17 protein-coding genes and 1 tRNA gene are annotated in these 19,985 nt (G+C 40.6%); 5 read left to right on the top strand and 13 right to left on the bottom strand.

Going from position 1 to position 19,985, the window contains the following annotated elements:
* Positions 1 to 11 precede the first annotated feature (11 nt).
* A complete protein-coding gene (locus tag ACTB0Y_RS14335) occupies positions 12 to 758 on the top strand; it encodes a Bax inhibitor-1/YccA family protein (RefSeq protein ID WP_463207523.1) in 747 nt (248 codons plus the stop codon).
* 234 nt (positions 759 to 992) lie between these two features.
* Here ACTB0Y_RS14335 and ACTB0Y_RS14340 read toward each other — a convergent pair whose 3' ends face one another.
* Complete coding sequence (locus ACTB0Y_RS14340) at positions 993 to 1,181, bottom strand: hypothetical protein (protein ID WP_463207524.1); 189 nt, start codon at positions 1,179 to 1,181, stop codon at positions 993 to 995.
* A gap of 123 nt (positions 1,182 to 1,304) precedes the next feature.
* Between ACTB0Y_RS14340 and ACTB0Y_RS14345 the strand changes: the two genes are divergently transcribed.
* Entirely contained in the window at positions 1,305 to 2,579 is a 1,275-nt protein-coding gene (locus ACTB0Y_RS14345; RefSeq protein WP_463207525.1) for a permease, read from the top strand.
* Between the two features lie 185 nt (positions 2,580 to 2,764).
* Positions 2,765 to 4,393, top strand: coding sequence for a M28 family metallopeptidase (locus tag ACTB0Y_RS14350; protein ID WP_463207526.1), 1,629 nt, complete (start codon positions 2,765 to 2,767; stop codon positions 4,391 to 4,393).
* A 17-nt stretch (positions 4,394 to 4,410) separates the two neighbouring features.
* Here ACTB0Y_RS14350 and ACTB0Y_RS14355 read toward each other — a convergent pair whose 3' ends face one another.
* The 9 genes from ACTB0Y_RS14355 to ACTB0Y_RS14395 form a co-directional block, all read right to left on the bottom strand.
* Complete coding sequence (locus ACTB0Y_RS14355; protein ID WP_463207527.1) at positions 4,411 to 4,983, bottom strand: UbiX family flavin prenyltransferase; 573 nt, start codon at positions 4,981 to 4,983, stop codon at positions 4,411 to 4,413.
* Positions 4,984 to 5,016: 33 nt separating this feature from the next.
* Positions 5,017 to 6,609 (bottom strand): hypothetical protein, encoded by a 1,593-nt coding sequence (locus ACTB0Y_RS14360; RefSeq protein ID WP_463207528.1) that lies wholly within the window; start codon positions 6,607 to 6,609, stop codon positions 5,017 to 5,019.
* A complete protein-coding gene (locus tag ACTB0Y_RS14365; protein ID WP_463207529.1) occupies positions 6,609 to 8,318 on the bottom strand; it encodes a hypothetical protein in 1,710 nt (569 codons plus the stop codon). Before ACTB0Y_RS14365 ends, ACTB0Y_RS14360 begins: the two co-directional genes overlap by 1 nt.
* A gap of 180 nt (positions 8,319 to 8,498) precedes the next feature.
* Positions 8,499 to 9,659: a M20 metallopeptidase family protein gene (locus tag ACTB0Y_RS14370; protein ID WP_463207530.1), complete on the bottom strand. Its 1,161-nt coding sequence runs from the start codon at positions 9,657 to 9,659 to the stop codon at positions 8,499 to 8,501.
* A 54-nt stretch (positions 9,660 to 9,713) separates the two neighbouring features.
* Entirely contained in the window at positions 9,714 to 10,076 is a 363-nt protein-coding gene (locus ACTB0Y_RS14375; RefSeq protein WP_463207531.1) for a sulfite exporter TauE/SafE family protein, read from the bottom strand.
* Between the two features lie 81 nt (positions 10,077 to 10,157).
* The gene (locus tag ACTB0Y_RS14380) at positions 10,158 to 13,328 is read right to left on the bottom strand and encodes a TolB family protein (protein WP_463207532.1); all 3,171 of its coding nucleotides are present in this window, start codon (positions 13,326 to 13,328) and stop codon (positions 10,158 to 10,160) included.
* A complete protein-coding gene (gene rlmB / locus ACTB0Y_RS14385; protein ID WP_463207533.1) occupies positions 13,325 to 14,068 on the bottom strand; it encodes a 23S rRNA (guanosine(2251)-2'-O)-methyltransferase RlmB in 744 nt (247 codons plus the stop codon). Before rlmB ends, ACTB0Y_RS14380 begins: the two co-directional genes overlap by 4 nt.
* 14 nt (positions 14,069 to 14,082) lie before the next feature.
* Positions 14,083 to 15,315: a GWxTD domain-containing protein gene (locus ACTB0Y_RS14390; protein WP_463207534.1), complete on the bottom strand. Its 1,233-nt coding sequence runs from the start codon at positions 15,313 to 15,315 to the stop codon at positions 14,083 to 14,085.
* Between the two features lie 15 nt (positions 15,316 to 15,330).
* Positions 15,331 to 16,638: a DNA recombination protein RmuC gene (locus ACTB0Y_RS14395; protein WP_463207535.1), complete on the bottom strand. Its 1,308-nt coding sequence runs from the start codon at positions 16,636 to 16,638 to the stop codon at positions 15,331 to 15,333.
* A gap of 264 nt (positions 16,639 to 16,902) precedes the next feature.
* Here ACTB0Y_RS14395 and ACTB0Y_RS14400 point away from each other — a divergent pair, with 264 nt between their 5' ends.
* Complete coding sequence (locus tag ACTB0Y_RS14400) at positions 16,903 to 17,526, top strand: YqaA family protein (RefSeq protein WP_463207536.1); 624 nt, start codon at positions 16,903 to 16,905, stop codon at positions 17,524 to 17,526.
* On the opposite strand, the gene ACTB0Y_RS14405 is transcribed toward ACTB0Y_RS14400, so the two are convergent.
* A complete protein-coding gene (locus ACTB0Y_RS14405) occupies positions 17,527 to 17,988 on the bottom strand; it encodes a GAF domain-containing protein (protein ID WP_463207537.1) in 462 nt (153 codons plus the stop codon). It lies immediately after the preceding gene.
* A 172-nt stretch (positions 17,989 to 18,160) separates the two neighbouring features.
* Here ACTB0Y_RS14405 and ACTB0Y_RS14410 point away from each other — a divergent pair.
* Positions 18,161 to 18,231 (top strand) — tRNA-Cys (locus ACTB0Y_RS14410).
* Between the two features lie 78 nt (positions 18,232 to 18,309).
* Here ACTB0Y_RS14410 and ACTB0Y_RS14415 read toward each other — a convergent pair.
* The gene (locus tag ACTB0Y_RS14415; protein WP_463207538.1) at positions 18,310 to 19,311 is read right to left on the bottom strand and encodes a type II toxin-antitoxin system antitoxin SocA domain-containing protein; all 1,002 of its coding nucleotides are present in this window, start codon (positions 19,309 to 19,311) and stop codon (positions 18,310 to 18,312) included.
* Between the two features lie 95 nt (positions 19,312 to 19,406).
* Entirely contained in the window at positions 19,407 to 19,754 is a 348-nt protein-coding gene (locus ACTB0Y_RS14420; protein ID WP_463207539.1) for a toxin, read from the bottom strand.
* Positions 19,755 to 19,985 lie beyond the last annotated feature (231 nt).

Genomic DNA, 19,985 nt, shown 5'->3' on the forward strand with positions numbered 1-19,985 from the left:
AAGATACGATTATGCTACGTACATCTAATCCCGCTTTAAGCCAAAAGGTATTTCGAAAATCTGTTGCTGAAAGTGGAGCGCAAACCATGACAATTAACGGAAGTATTCAGAAAACCGGACTGCTGGTGCTTCTTACAATAATTAGTGCTACCTACACCTGGAGTAAATTTAATATTGCCCCGGAAATAGCTCAGGGCTGGATGATTGGTGGTGCTATTGGTGGTTTTATCGCAGCCATGGTTATCGTTTTCAAACGTAATCTTGCTAAATACGTAGCCCCAATTTATGCAGTGCTGGAAGGTCTGTTTTTAGGTGCCATATCAGCCTATTTTAATGCCATGTTTCCGGAGGAAGGAATTGTAATGCGCGCCGTTGCTTTAACATTTGGTGTGCTGTTTGCCATGCTTATGCTTTACAGAGCCGGGATTATAAAAGCCACAAAAAAATTCAGAGCAGGAGTTATGGCTGCCACAGGCGGCGTAGCACTCGTGTATTTTATTACTATTGTAGCCAACATGTTCGGCGCCAACCTTAATTTTATGTATGAATCGAGCCTGCTTGGAATTGGAATTTCGCTGGTTATTGTAGTCATTGCAGCTTTAAACCTGATACTCGATTTCGATTTTATCGAAAAAGGAAGTCAGGCAGGGTTAGACAAAAACATGGAATGGTATGCAGCTTTCGGACTTATGGTTACCCTTGTGTGGCTTTACATTGAAATTTTAAGATTACTGGCCCTCTTTGCAGGGAGAGACTAAATATTCAACACCTAAACTTAAAGCCCGGTATTGCCGGGCTTTTTTTTGGTTCTCCTGTATGCAAAAACTCAATCAAACAAAACAAACCTCGCGTGGTTAAACATTTGTTTGCTTTTTGCAAAATAAACCCATACAACTAATCATTACAATCATGATTGTTTCAGGTAAAAGGCCGATAAAAGTAACAGCAAAGGGATAGAAATTAAAAAATCAGTAGTTTCTGCAAAACAAAATCTATTTTGTGTCATCCATTGAATCATCTGTTTTGCGAAAATAGACTCTGAAAAGCAAAAATAACAAATAAGCAGCGGGAACCCCAATCATAGCACTTCCTGCATATTCAATTGTTGGGTTACCGTTATGAATCATTCCAAAACCTAAAACCATTAAAACAATGGATACTACTACTAATTTAACTTTCATCTTTTAAGCTTTTCTTTGCCAGTAACCCATAAAAAAACAAAAAGTTTATCTGAAAATCTGTTTTTGATTAAAAAATTTGGACGTAAGGAATGAGATTTGTAATAGAAACAAAAAGACCCTTTTATGCTTAATTATATAACTACATTTTTTATTGAGTTATGGCACCTAACCCTGGAGATGGCTCCATACCTCATGTTAGGTTTTCTTTTTGCAGGAATGCTTCACGTGTGGTTTCCACAACATAAAGTGAACCGTTTTATGGGAAAACATAATTTGCGTTCAGTATTTAATGCTTCGCTCATTGGTGTACCCCTCCCCCTTTGCAGTTGTGGTGTAATTCCGGCAGGTATCTCATTTTATAAAAACGGAGCATCGAAAGGGTCGGCTATTAGTTTTATGACCTCAACACCACAAACCGGCGTAGACTCCATACTGGTAACCTGGTCGATGCTTGGATTACCACTGGCACTCATCAGACCTATAATTGCTATGATTACAGGTGTGTTTGGCGGATGGTGGGTGAATAAAGGCGAAAAACAAAAAATCATTAGTAAACCATTAGATAACGAAAACACACAGCACATCAAAGGCAATAAAATAATTGCCATGTTACGCTACGCCTTTATCGACTTTATGGGTGACATAGTGAAATGGCTGGCGCTTGGCCTGTTGCTGGCAGCCTTAATTGCCGTTATTGTCCCCGACAACTTTTTTAGTCAGCACATGACTAATCCGGCCTACGAGTATCTGTTTGTGATACTGGCCTCTATACCACTTTACGTGTGTGCAACAGCCTCGGTACCTATTGCAGCAGTTCTGATTCTGAAAGGCATTTCACCGGGTGCAGCACTGGTATTCCTGATGGCCGGTCCGGCAACCAACGCAGCTACCATTACCGTAATAGCCCAGTCGCTGGGCAAAATCACTTTTATCAAATACCTTATTACCATTGTTGTTGGTGCCATTGCATCGGGATTAATTATTGACTACCTGCTGCCATCATCCTGGTTTGTCATTGAGAAAAGCATGAATACACATGAACATGGCATATTGCCCGAATGGCTTATATGGTCCTCAGCTATTATTCTAACCCTCTTAATTCTTTATCATCTTATGAAAATACTTGGAAATTTATTTAGCAAAGAAAGCTTCAAAACCCGCGAGGTAAAAGCCGGAGAAAAATTAGACAATCCAAATGTTTACGTACAGGGCATGGATTGTAAACATTGTAAAATGAACATTGAAAAACACCTTAAGCAAATAGAGGGTGTAGAAGCTGCTGAAGCAAACGAAAAAACCGGATATGTAAGTATCCAGGGAGAACAGGTCGATATTGATAAAGTACAACAGCAAGTTAAAGATTTGGGCTACAAACTTGCCGGCATTATAGAATCCTGAACAACAACCTCATACTAAATGGTCTGCTCCTATTTGCATAAAATGAGCAGACTTCATTTTTTAACAGAAGCCTGAAATTTCTTCTGATATCCGGGGTAACATTGTATATTTACAGGCACGAAATTCAACATGCAAAAATTGCTTGCATGTATTGATTCGTAGTTTAGTTACCCTAAATCAAAAGTATGAAACAATTTCTTGTTATTCCCCTTTTACTGATTGCAACGTCTGCTTTAGCACAGACTCAAATTGAGCCCTTTGCACAGTCTATTACCCGCGAAAACCTAAAAAACCACATTTATACACTGGCATCAGACACCTTGCAGGGCCGCGAGACAGGTAAGCCGGGTCAGAAAAAGGCGGCCAAATATATTGCCGCTCATTTCCGCAATTATGGATTGGACAGCCTCCATTTTCAAGGATATTTTCAGCCGTTCAATCTGTATAAATACGACTATGGAGCTGTCAATATCATGGCAGAAAACACCGGTAAATTTGCAGATAAACTGCCATACATTACTTTTTTCGGCACCCGTTTATTTACGCAGGAAATGGACTTCAGGGACACACTCCATTTCAAATATATGGGTTATGGAAACGATTACAACAAATCTGACTTAAGCGACTCTGTAGTGGTACTGCTGTTAGATGAAAACCTGGGGGAAACCTACAAGCGCGTAAAACAGATAGCCTCAGGTACCAAAGCAAAATATTTTTTGATTTTTTTTCCCAAAACAGGCCTCTTTAGATATGACCCGGAACGGTTCCCACTGGCTGAGATTGATGGAAGTGACAGACTCAAAGCAATGACCTATAAGCTTAAAGAACCCTTTTTGGGAAAACATTTAGCTAAATACAGCAGCTATGTTGATTCAATACAGAATTTTGTACAAACTAAAGATACCATTGTAATGGCTTTTGCCAATCCATGGGAAACCAAAAGGCTGTTGGGTCTGAAATTTAAAGACCTGAAAAAACTGGAGAGAAAAGTTGCCAAAGGCAAAGCCTCCAGAAACATTGAGTTAAAAAACGATACCGCCATCTGTTATATCAACAATAAAAACTATAAACTGGATACCCTTAAGACAGAAAACGTGCTGGCATATATTGAAGGGTCAAACAAAAAAGACGAAGTTATTGTGGTTTCTGCCCACTACGACCATTTGGGCAAAAGAGGAAAAAATATTTATTACGGCGCAGACGATAATGCCTCGGGCACCGCAGCTATCATGGAAATGGCGCGTGCATTTCAAGAGGCAGCATACCAGGGCATAAAACCCAGCAGAAGTATCGTTTTTGTTGCTTTGTCGGCTGAAGAAGTAGGGTTACGCGGGTCTGATTATTTTGTGAGCAACAGCCCTGTACCCTTAAAAAACATTGTGCTCAATTTAAACCTTGACATGGTTGGGCGCAACAGAAACAATGAAGATAAATACAGCCAAACTGCATATATTATCGCCAATGGCAAGCGAGACGGTATGTTTAAAAGAACAGCCAGAAAAATTGCCCGAAAAAACGATAGTTTAAAGCTTTCATCGCATCCGGGGTTGAGCGAAAGAATGACCTGGTCATTTTCTTCAGACCATTTCAGGTTTAAACGAAAAAATATCCCCATTGCCTGTTTTTTTACCGGCCTACATCCAGATTATCATTCAAAGAGAGATACACCCGATAAAATAAATTATGCAAAACTTACTGAAATAACCCGCGTTGGGTACAAAATGCTCTGGAATGTGGCCAATTCAGACAAAAACCTAAAAGTTAAAGTTAAACACCCTAAAAAACAAAACTTCATTGAAAAAATGTTTGATTAACCCGCGCTGGCCAATGCCTATTCTCCCCAACGAAAAGTATTTTGCTCCAGCCCTGCTAAATCAATAATCCTGTCGATAACTGTGTCGGCCAGTTCATTCAAGTCGCCGGGTTTATTATAAAATGATGGCGATGCCGGGCAAATTATACCGCCTGATAAGGTGATAGTTTCCATATTGCGAATATGAATCAGGTTGTAAGGCGCCTCGCGTGGCACTATAATCAGCTTTCGGCGCTCTTTAAGTATTACATCAGCGGCACGGCTTATCAAATCATCCGACACCCCATTGGCTATGCGGCCTATCATGCCCATAGAAGCCGGAACAATTATCATGGTGTCTACAGCACCGGAGCCGGAAGCCATGGGTGCATAAAAATCATTATTTGCATACCACTTTAAATCCGCTTCTTCCGGCAAAGGTTTGCCCAACTCCTCTTTCCAGATTTGCTTTGCATTATCACTGAAAATAATTGATAGCTGGTCAAGCTGGTTACTCAAAATTTTTAGTTTCCTCAATAGCCGCTCTGCATAGATAGCCCCGCTTGCGCCACTTACTGCAACTGTAATATTTCTTTTTGGTGTAGTATCCATTAATTTTCAGTTTAAAAAAACCAGCACAAAATCCTAAAAATCCAACAATCGGTTAGACAAAAAGGTTCTCAGGCCAAAAAACACCCACGTATTTTCGCTATCCCTCATATTATTGCGCTCTATTCGTAAAGCAGCTCCGGCATAAACACGCATGTCTGTTCTCGGGTTCAACAAATAGGAAATCTGCATATGACCGTAGGCAAGTTCGTTAATTAAACTGAGTGTGGCCTCCTGGAGCTGTTCATTAATTTCTTGTTGAGATACAAAAATGTCAGCACCCGAAATATTATTTTGGGTTTTTGTATCAGACCGGGCCAAATTACCCTGCAGTTCCACCTCAAAATCTTTGATTGAATAGGCCAAAGTAGCCACAAGCTCATTAAAACCAGCGCCCATGGGGTGAGCAAGGGCTTGTCTGGTATGGGTATAGTTCTGTGAAGTCTGCAAATGTCCATACGCAAAAGGCGCCACACTATTGAATTCCATCTGCCCATAAAAATTCTTAATCCCCAATGCATTGAACCATTTTCCGCCAACTTGAAATCCATACCGGGGGTCTTGCTCTGTAATTTTGTCGGAAGCAGGCTTAGCTGTTGCATCAAGCATATACTGGCCATAAAACTGCAAACCTTTGGGTAAAGTAATTTTCCAGGTAGCTCCCAAAAGCATGTTGTTTTTACTATTTAAACCATATTCAGCCGTACGCGAAAAAATCAGCGGGTTGGCATAATTGGGTTTAAAACCTTCATAGCCCGTAGAATCTTCTGGATGATACACAACAGATTCAAATAAGCCAAGTTGTAGCCACCTTGCAGCATTCCAACTGAAGTAATGCATTTGATAACGTTTCTTGCGATAACCGCTTTCGGCATCATGCGGCAAGTCGAAATCCATCAATTCAGCAAACAAACTTGTATATTGAATGGGACCAATTGTCAACATGGCCTTAAAAAAAGGATAACTGTAGCTGTTGTCGCTCAGTAAAAGGGAGCGATGTCCATCTCCGATAAAATGTTTTCCCTGACCAAATTGAAGATTAAGCTGTGGCATAGCATTCCAGGAAAGTACTCCCTCTGCCATGCTGTAATCATAGCCTTCAGGGCTCAACTGGCTCAGAGGAATCTCGTAGGGTTTGTATTTGGCCGCATGGGGAATAACTTCTCGCGCCTGAATCATTTCTGTAACATAAGGTTGAAAAGCCACCTGATTTTCATAAAGCACAGAGTGAAAACTCACATCTTGTCCAACACGACCTGCTACCAAAAATCCGCGTGTGTTGCGATAAAGTAACTCATCCACATCCCGGTTACGGCTCAATTCAAAACCCAGCACAGGGTCTATGGTAATACGAAAATCTTCTTTGTCTACCATCACCAGATTTTCATAGCGCAGTTTGCGCATAAACCAATTTTCACCTTTTCCCTCGCGGGTATATGTTTTACGAAATAACCGGCTGGTATCAGCAATTACAAAGGGTTTTATGGCAGTGTGATAGTTGCTGTCCGCCGTGTTCATCAATTTTGTAATGTCGCGGGTGCGAAAGCGGTGCAATGGCAGAAGATGCTGTGCACTCAACCCTGTGCCCATAAATAAAAGCAACAAAATGATGAGCGAAATTTTCTTCATCAGAATCCAATATTAAATTGCATAGAAATGGTTTGCTGAGCACCATGGAAATAGGCCGGAGTAAACAAATCCAGGTAATATTGCGCATCATGCTCATCTGTGTCGAAGCCTTTGATATTGCTATCTGTATAAATTAATTTCAAATACATATTTTGCCATACTTCGTAGCTGGCTGTCAATTGAAATGTTTTATTCTGCCAGGTTTTATCCTGCAGCACAAGGAACTCATCCACCCGGGTTTCTCCGCTTGGGTTGTAGGCATATTCACTGGCATGGAAAGCCTGCCAATAAGCCATTTTCACCCTTAATTTGGGTAAAAACCTAAATGTAACAGCCCCATAATGCTCCTGCGAGTTATCATTGAGATAATGGCCCAAACCAAACTCATTGGTAGCATAAGTAGTAGTTTTTATGCGATGTTTATAGGTTAAAGGGTAAGTTTGAGTAAACTCATAGCTAAGTGAAACATTGGCGAAAGGCCAATTTTGCAGACTTGCACCTCCCTTCCACGAAAAGAAATTATGCCGTTCCTCATCACCCACGCGGGTAATAGAAAATTCATCGACAAACAGGGAGCCGTATAAATGCAGGTGCTTTATCTGGCGTATGCTGGCATTAAAAAATAATTGCGAGTTTTGATTTTGTATTTTATGATTTAAAGTATGGTCAATGGATTTATAAAACAAGAATGGAATCATATAAGCCGGGTGTGCGCCACCCATATCGCTGTAGATGATAGCATTACCAACCGAAAAACTTGTATTTCGAAATGGATGCAGCGTATAAATGTTGGCAGCAATATTTTTAGGTCTGAATACCTGACGGCTTTCCCCGTACTGGCTCGTATAAGACAGTGTGCTGTCAACCACCTCAGAAACCAACCACCCGTGCAGGTAATCGAATTCAAACCATTTTACCGGTTTCAGATGCAACTTAATCATGGCGAACGAGGGCGCCCTGGAATCTAAAATATTGGGGCCATGCTGATGGTCGCCCCATTGTACATGATCTTTGGAGAGCTCAACGTGTCCCCATTTCCAGGCAAAAGATATTCCACCCCGCATTTCGGAATAATCGCCGCCGGGCCGGCCTCCATTGCCAATTTTATAATTGCCTCCATCTTGTCTTGTAAAGTTGCCCGGCCGGGCCAGTATTTCGCTTATGCTATTGTCTCTGAGTGAAGCCCAGGCCCCGAGATGCTCGCCTACGGAAAAACTGGCCTCTGCGCCGCCCCAGTAATGATCTACGATTCCATTGTCGTTGCTTCGGTACCGGTAACCCCATATGGGACGCACCTTTGCCGTAAAGGTGCTATCGCGGTAAACAAAACCCAGATGGGTACTACTTATTGCAGCATGATTGCTGTATTTTTTTAGCAGATTTACTTTTTCGTCCAAATAAGGGTTGGCTGCACCATTATTCCACAGCGTATAGGCATCAAGGTAAAAACTCAGTTCCTTTCTTTGCCTCATATTGAGCAAAGAATCTGCTTTTTGTGCTTGCGCCAGCTTACGATAAATTAGTTGTTTGGTGTACGGTTTTACAGCACTATGAATAGTAATTATTTTTTCTGTGGCGAGCTCATCCAAAAAACTATAAATAGCTTCATTACTCACATGTTCAGGAATTGCCTGTCCGGGAGATAAAATGTGTGGGAGTAAAAACCCCATTACTAACAAAACTCTTTTAAATTGAATGCTTAAAGCCATGCACGTGCATTTATGGTACTGTACGAAGGTAAAAAAAGTTTTGATAAATAGCTTAAAGCATAATCTGAGGTTGTATAGATAAACTGTTTGATAAATAACCGAACAAACAAACCAAAAGCAGATTTAAGATTCTGATTAAATGATAATTGAAGAATCCCTTATTTCAAACTCAGGCAACATTTAGTATTCTTGTATAATTTGCACCAACAATTTAACACCGGTTTCTAATGCTGTGGCATTGGGTAAAAATTCAGGTGTATGTAAGCCAGGGCTTCTTCCATTTGAATCGGCTACGCCCAGCCTGAAATATGCAGATGGAATCAGTTGAGCATAATAGCCAAAATCATCGGTGGTCATACGCAAGGGCAGGGAATGTACTTTTCTATTGCCCAGTAAATTAATGGCAATGTCCTGCAGCTTAGGGGTTACAGCCTCATTATTTTTGATAGCCGGATATCCGGGGCGCACCACCGTTTCAGCATCTGCGCCCGCGGCTGTAGCGGTATTTTCAACAATTTTTTTTATGTTTTTTAAAGCTTTTTTGCGCCAACTTTCGTCCATAGTGCGAAAAGTGCCTTCCAGCAACACCTCACGGGGAATAATATTCATCACACTTTCGGCACATATATTTCCAAACGTGAGCACAGATGGAATCTCGGTGGGGATAAAACGCGATTGAATTTGTTGCAGCGCCACAAGTACCTGTCCGGCTGTAAGAACAGTATCAACTGTTTTATGTGGCATGGCGGCATGGCCTCCCGGACCTTTAATATGTACATCGATCTCATCGCCTGAAGCCATGTATGGTCCGGATCTAAAACCTGCTTCCCCGGCTTTCAGGTCAGGGAACGAATGCATAGCCAGCATTACATCGGGTTTGTGTTCTTTAAAAAAATCAGAAGCAATCACATCCTTTGCGCCGCCGGGAATTTTTTCCTCGGCATGCTGAAAAACGACGAGTATGTTGTGCTTTAAATCTGATGTATGTGCAGCGAGCAATTTTGCCGCACCTAAAGCACAGGCCATATGTAAATCGTGCCCGCAGGCATGCATGGCTCCTGCATTTTTTGAGGCATATTTCACGCCTGTTTGCTCATGTAGCGGCAAAGCATCCAGTTCAGCTCTCAACCCGATGGTGCTTTTTGCATTTGGAACAGATAAAAAACCCATCACGGCATTTTGTGGAATCTGATGTACCTGAAGTCCCATCTCCTGCAGGCGCGCAAAAACGTAGCTAGCTGTTTCTTTTTCCTGAAAGGAGAACTCAGGGTGCGCATGTAAATGCTCATACCAGGAACGAATCTCAGGTAATTGGTCGGCAATCAGGGCTTGACTAATCATCTTTTTTTGTTTTTATATTGCAAGTTACAAAGAAAGAAACAATAATGCAGTGATTCAGGATTTAAAAATCATCCGGTAAGCCACATATAGTAACATCACCCCGAAAATCTTTTTTAATATTTTATCAGGCAATTGTACAGAAATCATACTACCTATCCAGGCACCAACCACAAAGGCAACCATAAGCAATAATGCATATTTTACGTTGACATAGCCAGCCTTATAATAATTCCAGGCGGCTAACAGACCAATAGGCGGCAACATAAAAACCAGTGCAGTTCCCTGCGCCTGATGCTGAGAGAAACCCATGATGAAAATCAGCGCAGGTATGACAACAACGCCGCCACCCACACCCATCATGCCTCCCACAAAACCTGCCAGGAGGCCTACAATCAGAAGCAATAAAATTTCGTTCATCCGCATTGTGTTTTCAGTTTACATTTGGTTATTTAAACTATTAGTAAATTATCATAGTTTTGTTTACATCTTCGCACCCCCTTAAAAGTCAAGGTTGATGGAAAAATAAAATTGCCGGTCAAGAATTTTTTTATTTTCTATTCCCCAGGCCCAGTCGAGCCGAAGGTAATATCCGAAAAGCCGTGTACGGAAGCCAAAGCCGTACCCTGCCACCAAAGGATCGCGTCTTTTATCGATGCGGACACTAACCGGACCATTTTCAACATAATCATAACGATAAAAATTGTCGGTGTTGGTAATATCCCAACCGTACCAGGCACTTCCCACATCCACGAAGCCGGCTATCATAAAATTATCAAGCAAATCGTTGTTCAGGGGGCGGTTAAAAATATACTTGATTACCGGCCAACGGAGCTCTGAATTAATCAATGCGAAGCTATTTCCATTTCTGATGTTTTGCTGAAAGCCCCGCATATTGGTAGCAACAGTCTGAAACGCCCAGTTTTTACTTTTATCAACAGGTATTGTTTGGTCAAAATATCCATTACCGGTCACAGACATCCAGTTGTCTACGCCTCCGAGATAATAAATCAAAAGTGCATTCCCAAAACTGGATGATGCCGCAAACCTGTTGGCCCAGATCAACTGACGATGAATTTGAATGTAATGGCGCACATCTGTCCCCACCACAAACATGTGGCTGCCTGTATTTTGCTCTAACCTTGAATATTGTTCAAAAAATACTTTTGCACGGGTTCCACTGTATAAATTTAAGCCAAGGTTACGGGTGTTATCATAAACATATTCGGCCAGGGCACCGCCCCATAATCTGTAGTCATCGGGTTTACCAAGTGTTTCGTTATTAATAGCCGGATACACAATTTGGTCAAGGCGTAATTTTCCGGTCAACCGCACAGATGAAACCTGCGAAAACGGATATTTGAGCACCAACATGGTTTGATAAGTATAAGAGCGCTTCAGCTCATTATTCGAATACTCTTCACTGCCCATCCGATGCAGAATTAATTGTTTATCGAGCCGCGATTTAAGATTTTCTATACTGATAAGATACTCGTTTCCGGTAAAATTAGCGGCTAACCGGAATCCTGCGGTCAATTTATAGTCTTCAAACAAATCGGCAGCCCCAAATTTGGTCAATACGTTAAACCCGGGATTAAAAAATACGGCGCCACCGGTATAGACCTGATAACTATGATTAAGTTGACTGAAATCGATCTGATTAACGGTATAATTGGTATAAAAAGTTGTGAAATAGAGTTTACGTTTCAAAACCCACAAACTATCCTCATCAAAAGCCGGCCACCGGGCTTTTTTACGCACCTTTTTTTCAAACTCAAAAACATAATTATTGATATCAATCAGGCTGTCACTTCGTTTTTGCTCTGCTCGCAGGCGCTCAAGTTGCTTATTATAAAACCTCCGGCGTGTTGAGAAAAAGGCCTTCTGCTCTGTGGTTTCTAATGGTTTCTGCAAAGATTTTGTTTCGTATGGCTTTTTAAGGAGGTGATACCGCTTATTAAAATAATGAACATCGGCAAAGCGTGTTTTTTGTGAATTAATATCATGATCCGAAAGGCCATATTTAAGATTGGTTATAGCTTCGTGGTTGGTGAAAAAACGGTAATGAATAGCTGTATCAACAAACTGAATGGCACTATCATAAGCAGCCTTATACCTGTTTTGAACTCCGTTCTGATCGCTTAAATACAAATAATTGTCTTCCGAAAGCACCAGTGGTTTTGTTTGATTTCCTACTGAAGTAACAATTTCTACGGGTTCAAAAGCCCCTGTGCCGGTCATATACAAATCTGAATGACCTTGCAGTGTATCGCCTGAAGGCATATTACGATTGCTACTGAATATAATATTGCCCTCCGGAGTAAACCTCGGATTAAAATCATCGGGCAGGTCGTCAGAAATGCGCTCTTGCTCATTCGAAGCAAGTTTAAGTATAAACAAATCGGTTTTGCCGTCCTGAATGCCGGAAAAAACTATTTGGGTGCCCGCTTCATTGAAGTCATAATCTAACAATCGATTAATGTACTGTATATTGCGTGCATTAATCTCCTCTGTCTGTAAATCATAAAAGCAAAACTTAATTTGTTGCTGATGCTCATAGACCCAGGTCAGCACATCTAATTTGGGATGCCAGCGCACTACGGGATATTTCACATCAACCTTTTGGGGTAACCTGTGGCCATAGCGGAAAATTTTTTGCTTTTTGCCGGTCGTTACATTTTGAATGAAAATCTTCACTTTACCTGTCTCATTTCTGCTCCAGGCAAAAAAGCGGCCATCTGGCGAAAATACTAAATTTTGGTAGCGTGCATCTTTTTTGGTGCGTTGTCTGATTTTGCTCGCTTCGGATGCGGGTAATGCTCCACCTTCCTGTTCATACCGGTAGGTTGAATATTCGGCCCACTCACGCATCAAATACCGAAAAGGCACTCCGGTGACAAAAACAATGGCATTGTTGATGTTTTTACTCACTCTCGACAAATACATGATATCTCTCAGAGCTTGCTCTCCGTGGTTCATTGCCACGTATGTCCAAAAAGAAAATCCGGCAAGCTCCGCATCTTTCCCAGTAAGCCATTGCATTTTGCGGTATTTGCCATTAACTAGTCCATCTTTAATTTTTTGTTGCTCTTCCGCATCAAACGCATTTCCGTAATAGGCCACCAAACCTTTCAGGAACCATTCCGGATAAGATATTAGAGCCGAATTGGCCAGCCGATCTGAGAAACGACTACCCACCAGGATTTCATTAATCAACAGCTCCGATGAGGCACGGCGAATCTGTCGATCCATATGTTTGTGGCTGCCATAATTATAAATCATCACCTTATTGTTAGCTATCGTAGTGGTGCCGCCAATATTGTACTGGTTATTTCCTGAAATTAAGCCAATATTGCTTTGCCTGAAATCCAATAAGTCGTTGTAAACAATGAAGTTTATTTGTCCATCGAGGCGGTAGTCGAGCCGGTATTCCATTTCAGTGAGGATATCTCGCGCCCGCAGCCCCACATAGCGGGCTGTATTATCTCCACTCTGATGAAAAAAAACCTTGTATCGCTTAAAGTCGTAATGTTGCCAGTAAAAACTGCGATATTGCACCCGGTTCTTGCCAAAACGCATACGATGACCATTGTAAAACTGGCCATAAATCATAATGGAATTAAGTACCAGTATCAAAAAAATCAGCAATATTTTACCGACACTGTTTTTCACTTTTTCATTCGTTGCCTTAGCATTTCATACATAAGCACTGCAGCAGCATTTGAGACATTTAATGATGCAATTTTTCCCTGTACCGGCAAGGCGGCTTTTACATCCACCATATCCAAAAGCGCATTGCTGATGCCTTTATCTTCCGCCCCCATAATAAGTAGTGCGGGACCATCCAAAGGTTGATTAAAATATAAATCTTCGGTTTTTTCTGTGGCCGCAATCAATTTAAGGCCGCTATCCCTAAGATACGAAGCTGTTTTTTTCAAACTGGCTGTGCGGCACACCGGCATATTGAACAAAGCACCGGCTGATGTTTTTACGGCATCGCCACCTATGCGTACCGACCCTTTTTGAGGTATGATTACACCATGCGCCCCGGCACATTCTGCCGTACGTACCATGGCGCCAAAGTTTCGCACATCGGTCACCTCATCCAGCATCAGAAAAAAGGGATCCTCGCCCTTATCATAAACGTTCATCAGTACATCTTCTATCCGCTGAAAAGGCACAGGCGACATCAAAGCAATAATACCCTGATGGTTTTTACGCGTAATGCGATTCAGCTTGGCATCGGGGACCTGCTGTAACGGTATGCGATGCGTACGCATCATTTCTTTTATGGCATCTACGGTATCGCCGCCCATACCCGTTCGTATGAGTACTTTATCGCAATGCTGGCCACTTTTTATGGCCTCTTCTACCGGCCGTATGCCGAAAATAAAATCACTTTTTTGTTCCATGTTGTTAATATTTATTAATAGAATTTACCTTGCCTCCACCCGTTGATGTGATGCATCAAAAAGCCGTTCATAAGGCTATCATTGCGGTTTAATTGATGCTCACCAAGGGAATCGTTATATGCAAAGGGAATTTTTAGTTTTTCATTTTTTCCAATATAATAAAACCAGTTCTCAGCTGTGTCGGTTATTTGTACTTCATTTGGCAGCCCGGCAAGGGTAATTATTTTACCCATATCGGTTTTCCAGCCCTCCCGATCACTGCTGAATTTTATATTGGCGAGCTGTACCCGGTTATAATAAACCTGAATCAATTGTTTTGCCTTGTCTGCATCAGGAGCCGTCACAAGCCAAAATGTATCTACAGCACGTTTGGGTGGTAACTGGTTGATTTTCTGCCACTCTTTACCATTGACCAAATAGCGGATAGGTCCTAACATTTGCCTTGCTTCCCTGATAGCCGGATAATGAGGTGTGCTAGCCACATAGCGCAATCCGCCTTGTAAAGTACTGTCTTTGTTTATCACGTATGAGCCCGGTTTCGGAAACCGTAAATAATCTTGCACACCTGTCTTTTGAATGGTATCAAATGGCAACGAATCTTTCCGGTTGTATGTAAGGTGAAATACCCAGAGGCTATCTGCTTTTTTGCTGTAGTGAATCCTGACAGAATCATTTTCCGCGGTTATATTTCGCACAAACGGATAGTTTATATCATTAAAATAAGCATAGTATCGCTGTGGATTGGTAGTTTTATCTTTTTGAATGCGCACAACCTCATTACTTTCAAGGCCTGATAATAAATCATGCATTTGCAAATCTACATACCGAACACTATCAGGATGATGCCTGAAACCCAATTGCAGCTGTAAAAAATTGGTTGCAGGTTTTTGCGGATGGGCATATTTTACCGATCCGCTATCGCGAAAAGCGGTGGCGCCGGCAGAATCGACCAGAAAGTATTTAATGGAGATACCTGCTATCTGGTCCTCGCGCCGCTTGAACTCCGGGAAGTTAATATCACTGACCGGGATATGCATAAAAACCACAGACGAATCGGGCGCAACCCGGTGCAGCATCAAAACCGGATGTATATCGGTGTGCCCAGGATTGTATTTGTGCGAAAAATTTCGTTCGCTGATGGGCTGATAATAGGTTTTACAACCGACCAGCAGCATAAAAATAAAGCCGGCCCACAACAAATGTCGACCTGCAATTACACTATGCCTGTTTATCTGATTCTTAATCATTCAATAAAATAGAATTTACTCCTTTTCTTTAAAATTTGAAGGTAGTGTTTTTTTGTGGCTGATGCCCATCTTACGAATCTTTTCAGCACGACTGATTAAATCGCCACGGCCCTCGCTAAGCTGTTTCACCAATTGCTCATGGCTACGCTGTGCACCGTTTATTTTCTGTCCCACATCGTTTACTGATTCCAACAGCCCTACAAATTTATCGTACAATTTACCGGTTTCCCCGGCTACACGCTGGGCAAATTCATTTTGCTTTTCGATTTTCCACAGGTTCGCTACGGTCATCAAAGTAGCCATAAGTGTTGCAGGGGTAACAAGTACAATATGATTTTTCCAGGCCAGATCCTGCAAACTGGTATCGTATTGAAGCGCCACAGATAAAGCATTTTCTACCGGCATAAATAAAAAGATGAATTCAGGTGAATTCAACGAATAACTCTGCTCATAGTTCTTTTGAGCCAATGTACTGATGTGCGATTTTACGGAAATAAGGTGTTCTTGCAGTGCTTTATCGCGCGCTACATCATCTGTGGCGTTAATTAATCTTTCGAAAGCGCTGAGCGACACCTTGGAATCAATAATCAAATGCCGGTTTTCCGGCAAAAACACAACCACATCTGGCCTTATACGACCTGCTTCTGTATTAGATGAAACTTGTGTTTTGTAGGTAATATTTTTTTCCAAACCAGCCTTTTCAAGAATACGCTCCAGCACCATTTCGCCCCAATTGCCTTGCGTTTTAGAGTCGTTTTTTAATGCCCCGGCCAGGTTTTGTGCATCCAGGCTCAACTGTTTATTCAATTCCTGCAATTGTTTGAGCTCAACAGATAAGGTGCTGCGATCTTTCACATCTTTTTCCCGAAAATCGGCAAGTAACTGATTGTACTGCTGCAGCTTATCTTTGAGTGGGCGCACAATCTGGTCTAATGACTCTTTATTGGTCTTATTCAATGCCTGTGTGCTTTGTGTAAAGAGCTCATGGCTCAAATTTTTAAATTCTGTTTTCAGCGTATTCTGCATTTGCACAAAGTCTTTCTCTTTTTGCTGCAGTTGCTCAGAAGCATGCTTTACTGATTCCTGTAACCGTGCTTTTTCAGAAGAAATTATAGTAAAATCTTGCTGCAACCCAGATAACTGTTCCTGCAATTCCTGTGTTCGGGTGCGGTAATATTCAATCTGATTGCCCAACTCCCCATTTTGCAGTTCATATTTATATTTTTGCTCACGATAATTGCGTACTTTTTGCCACAATACTATAACAGCTGCCGTTAAACCTGTTAATAATAAAAGCAATAAAACAACTAAAATTTGATCCATAAAACGATTTTTATATCATAACGATTTACCAAATGTTAATGATTAGCCAAAATTACACAATCTCATGGAAATCGATTGGTAATTGATTAGCTTAGTCGTGCACAGAATAATTATTATTCTACCCCATTTTCAGGCTGATTACAGTTAATAAAAGAAAAAGTGCACTAAATTTGTTACGTCAATTTCGGGAATTTATCCCGTGTATCATAAATACTTATAAAATACGTTTTTTAACTCAGACAAACCCAAATTAGCAATCCGGAATTGAAAGATCGTCAAAAACTTACGAATTGGCAGCGGTTTATGCTCTACCATCGTTTTTTTAGGAGTAGTGGCTTTTATCGCTTTTTTCTGCGCAATTTTTTGCGGGTAGTTATCATTATTGGTGCTATCATTGGGGTTATATTAGGCCTGGAACATTACATTCTGGAAGACCTTCGTGTTGATTTTCTGTACTGGCTGAGCCAGCTGCCTCACGTAGGAGTTTGGGTAGTTTATGCAATTTCAGAAACACTTTTGGGGCTTATTCCACCGGATTTATTTATCATTTGGTCCGCCAAATTCGATAAACCCGTGATGTATCTCTCCCTTTTGGGTGGGATCTCGTATGGTGCGGGTATTTTAAGTTATATTATTGGAAACTATTTCGGCACCAAGAAACGCATAGAGCGCTGGCTGCTCAATAGATATGCAGTTTTTGTAAAAAGATTGAGGCAATGGGGTGGCCTGTTAATTATTGTTGCAGCCCTGCTACCCTTACCCTATTCCACAGTGTGCGTGCTGGCAGGATTAGTCAAATACCCGCTTCCCAAACTGGCGCTTTACGGCCTTTTCAGAATTGTGCGCTTTTATATTTACGCCTCTTTCCTGCTGAAAATTTTCGAGTAATCAGGACCAGATTAATTGTAAAATTTTCACAAGGTTTTGCTCATCCGTTTCATCAAATGCGTTAAGCTGGTCGCTGTCCACATCAAGCACGCCAAGCAAATTGTCTTTGGGGTCGAACAGTGGCACTACCACTTCACTTTTTGAACGGCCATCGCAGGCAATATGCCCGGGAAATTCTTCCACGTTTTTTACCAGTACCGGTTTTCGGGTATTGATGCCTTCCCAGCAAACCCCGGTACCTTTTGCCAGCTGCATGCAAGCAACAGGGCCCTGATACATTTTTACCTGTAAATTACCTTCATTTAAGAAGTAAAACCCGGTCCAGAAATAATAATCCATTTTGTGATGTAAAACAGCAATTATAGTGTTCATGCGCGATTCCGGATTGGCACATGTGGGCATGAGTTGTTCTAACTGTTTATAGATGCGGTCGTATCGGCCCTGTTTCTTTTTAGTATCCATAGTGAAGCTTTAAATTTGGGTTCAATCATACAAAAAAAATTCCAAATATCAGCAAGGCAAAGCACACAAAAGGCCAAAAAGGTATGTCCGAACCAAAAAAACAGCTAACAGATATTTACAATCAATAATTTGGTGAAAGATAAAAACTATTGTACTTTTGCAATCCGCAAATGGTCGGTTGGCCGAGTGGCTAGGCAGCGGTCTGCAAAACCGCGTACGGCGGTTCGAATCCGCCACCGACCTCAAATTATGGCTAGAAACCCTTGACTTTTAGGTGACTAAAGGTTGAGGGTTTCGTTTTTTGGGAAGATGTTGGAAACCCTATTCTTTTAAGAAAAAGCTATAATTATAATCAATTGTTTGCTTGCTTTCTTTGTTTTCAACCCATGCTTTTTCCTGGTGGCTTAATTGAATAATTTCTTGTGTGCTGGTTTTGTAAAATTTGTTTGCTACTGTCTCCAATATCTCCGTTTCTTCCATTGAAAACTCTGGAAAATCACTAGTGGAGTCTGCTTTAGGTTGAAACTGTTCTCCAACATTACCATCTGGAAAAGCATAAGATATTATCTCAATACTATTTTTATTGGCCAGGTATTCGTAAATACTATTAAAATTATTTGGGACAGGCCCCATGTCAATTGCATGATATTTTGTGCCACTTATGGAGTAACCGTATTTCTTATACATGGTAAAATCTGCATAAAACAACAATTTATTCAGCTTTGTTTTAAAGGGTTGCTGGTTTTTTGCAAAGAAGATTACCATCTTCTCAATTTTGCTTAGATCTGTTTCTTTATAGCCTGTTAATGGACTTGGTGAACAATTGCCCAAAAGGTATTTTTCAACATATCTGTTTTGTTTCTCACGTTTCCGCTTTTCTATCAAATTCGAAGCATTTTTCTCAAGTTTTGATTTAAAATTTTCGGGTAAATTATTGTTTGGTCTCGACAGTTTTAATAACTCATGCGGATCTTCAACAAGTTGAATCAGTCTGGCATTTGATAAACCAGGGACTTCTCCCTCTTCGTATTTCCGGTAGCTGTTGGCACCAAATCCTAATATTTCAGACATTTTTATGGCAGAAACTCCGTAATTTTCTCTAATTTTTTTGATTTTATCCGGGAAAGGAATATTATATTTTGTTCTGTATTGATTAATAACCTGGTTATAATTCAAATTGGCGAATAACTCATCTTCAAATAATTCACCTGTGTCCTCACACTTGTATGCATGAAAATTAACGGGAAATGTATCCTTTCGAAATCGCATAGAACGTTGCTCTATATGCTTTTTCATTGGCTTGCCGGTTAATGGACTATTCATTTGGTTATAGTTTTTTTATTGTTTGTAAATGGCTAGATGTAAATCGGGATAGAAAGGCATGATTAATATTTTTAATCATACTTGTGTTATAATGTTTATTTTAACGGATACTTCATTGAATATTCAGCCAAATGAAATGATATACATATCACAGAATTATTTGGCTTTCCTTTACTTATTTTTATGTAAATCTCCTTGTTTTTGATTGTTTTGCCAAAAACCCACATTTCTGGTAATCCATGCATATTCTCCGTTAGCGGACGTTTACTATAATCTTTAGGTTCTAAGGTTTTAATAATTTCTTTTCTTTCATTAGGTGATATTTCCAAATCAAATAAAGCCTGACTGTTTTTACCTCTACTATCAAAGAAAATGATATCAAAAACATCTATTTTACTAACTAAATCATCTAAAAATGTTCTTACTTCTTCTACTGTAATCATGAAATAAATATTATACAATATTAGTGCAAATATACCAAAAATTCAACTTTAAAGTTGAATTTTAAAAAATAGTTAAGATAATTACGTTTTTTCTTCTGATAATGATTGATTTAGCCCCTTATAAATCGGACAATTTATTTGTAGGTTTCAAAAATAAGCATTTTTTTTCATAATATTGCATCAGCAAGGGACGACCGAAGGTGACCTTTTTACCGATGGTTGTTTTGGTGT

The organism is Salinivirga sp. (assembly GCF_055145285.1).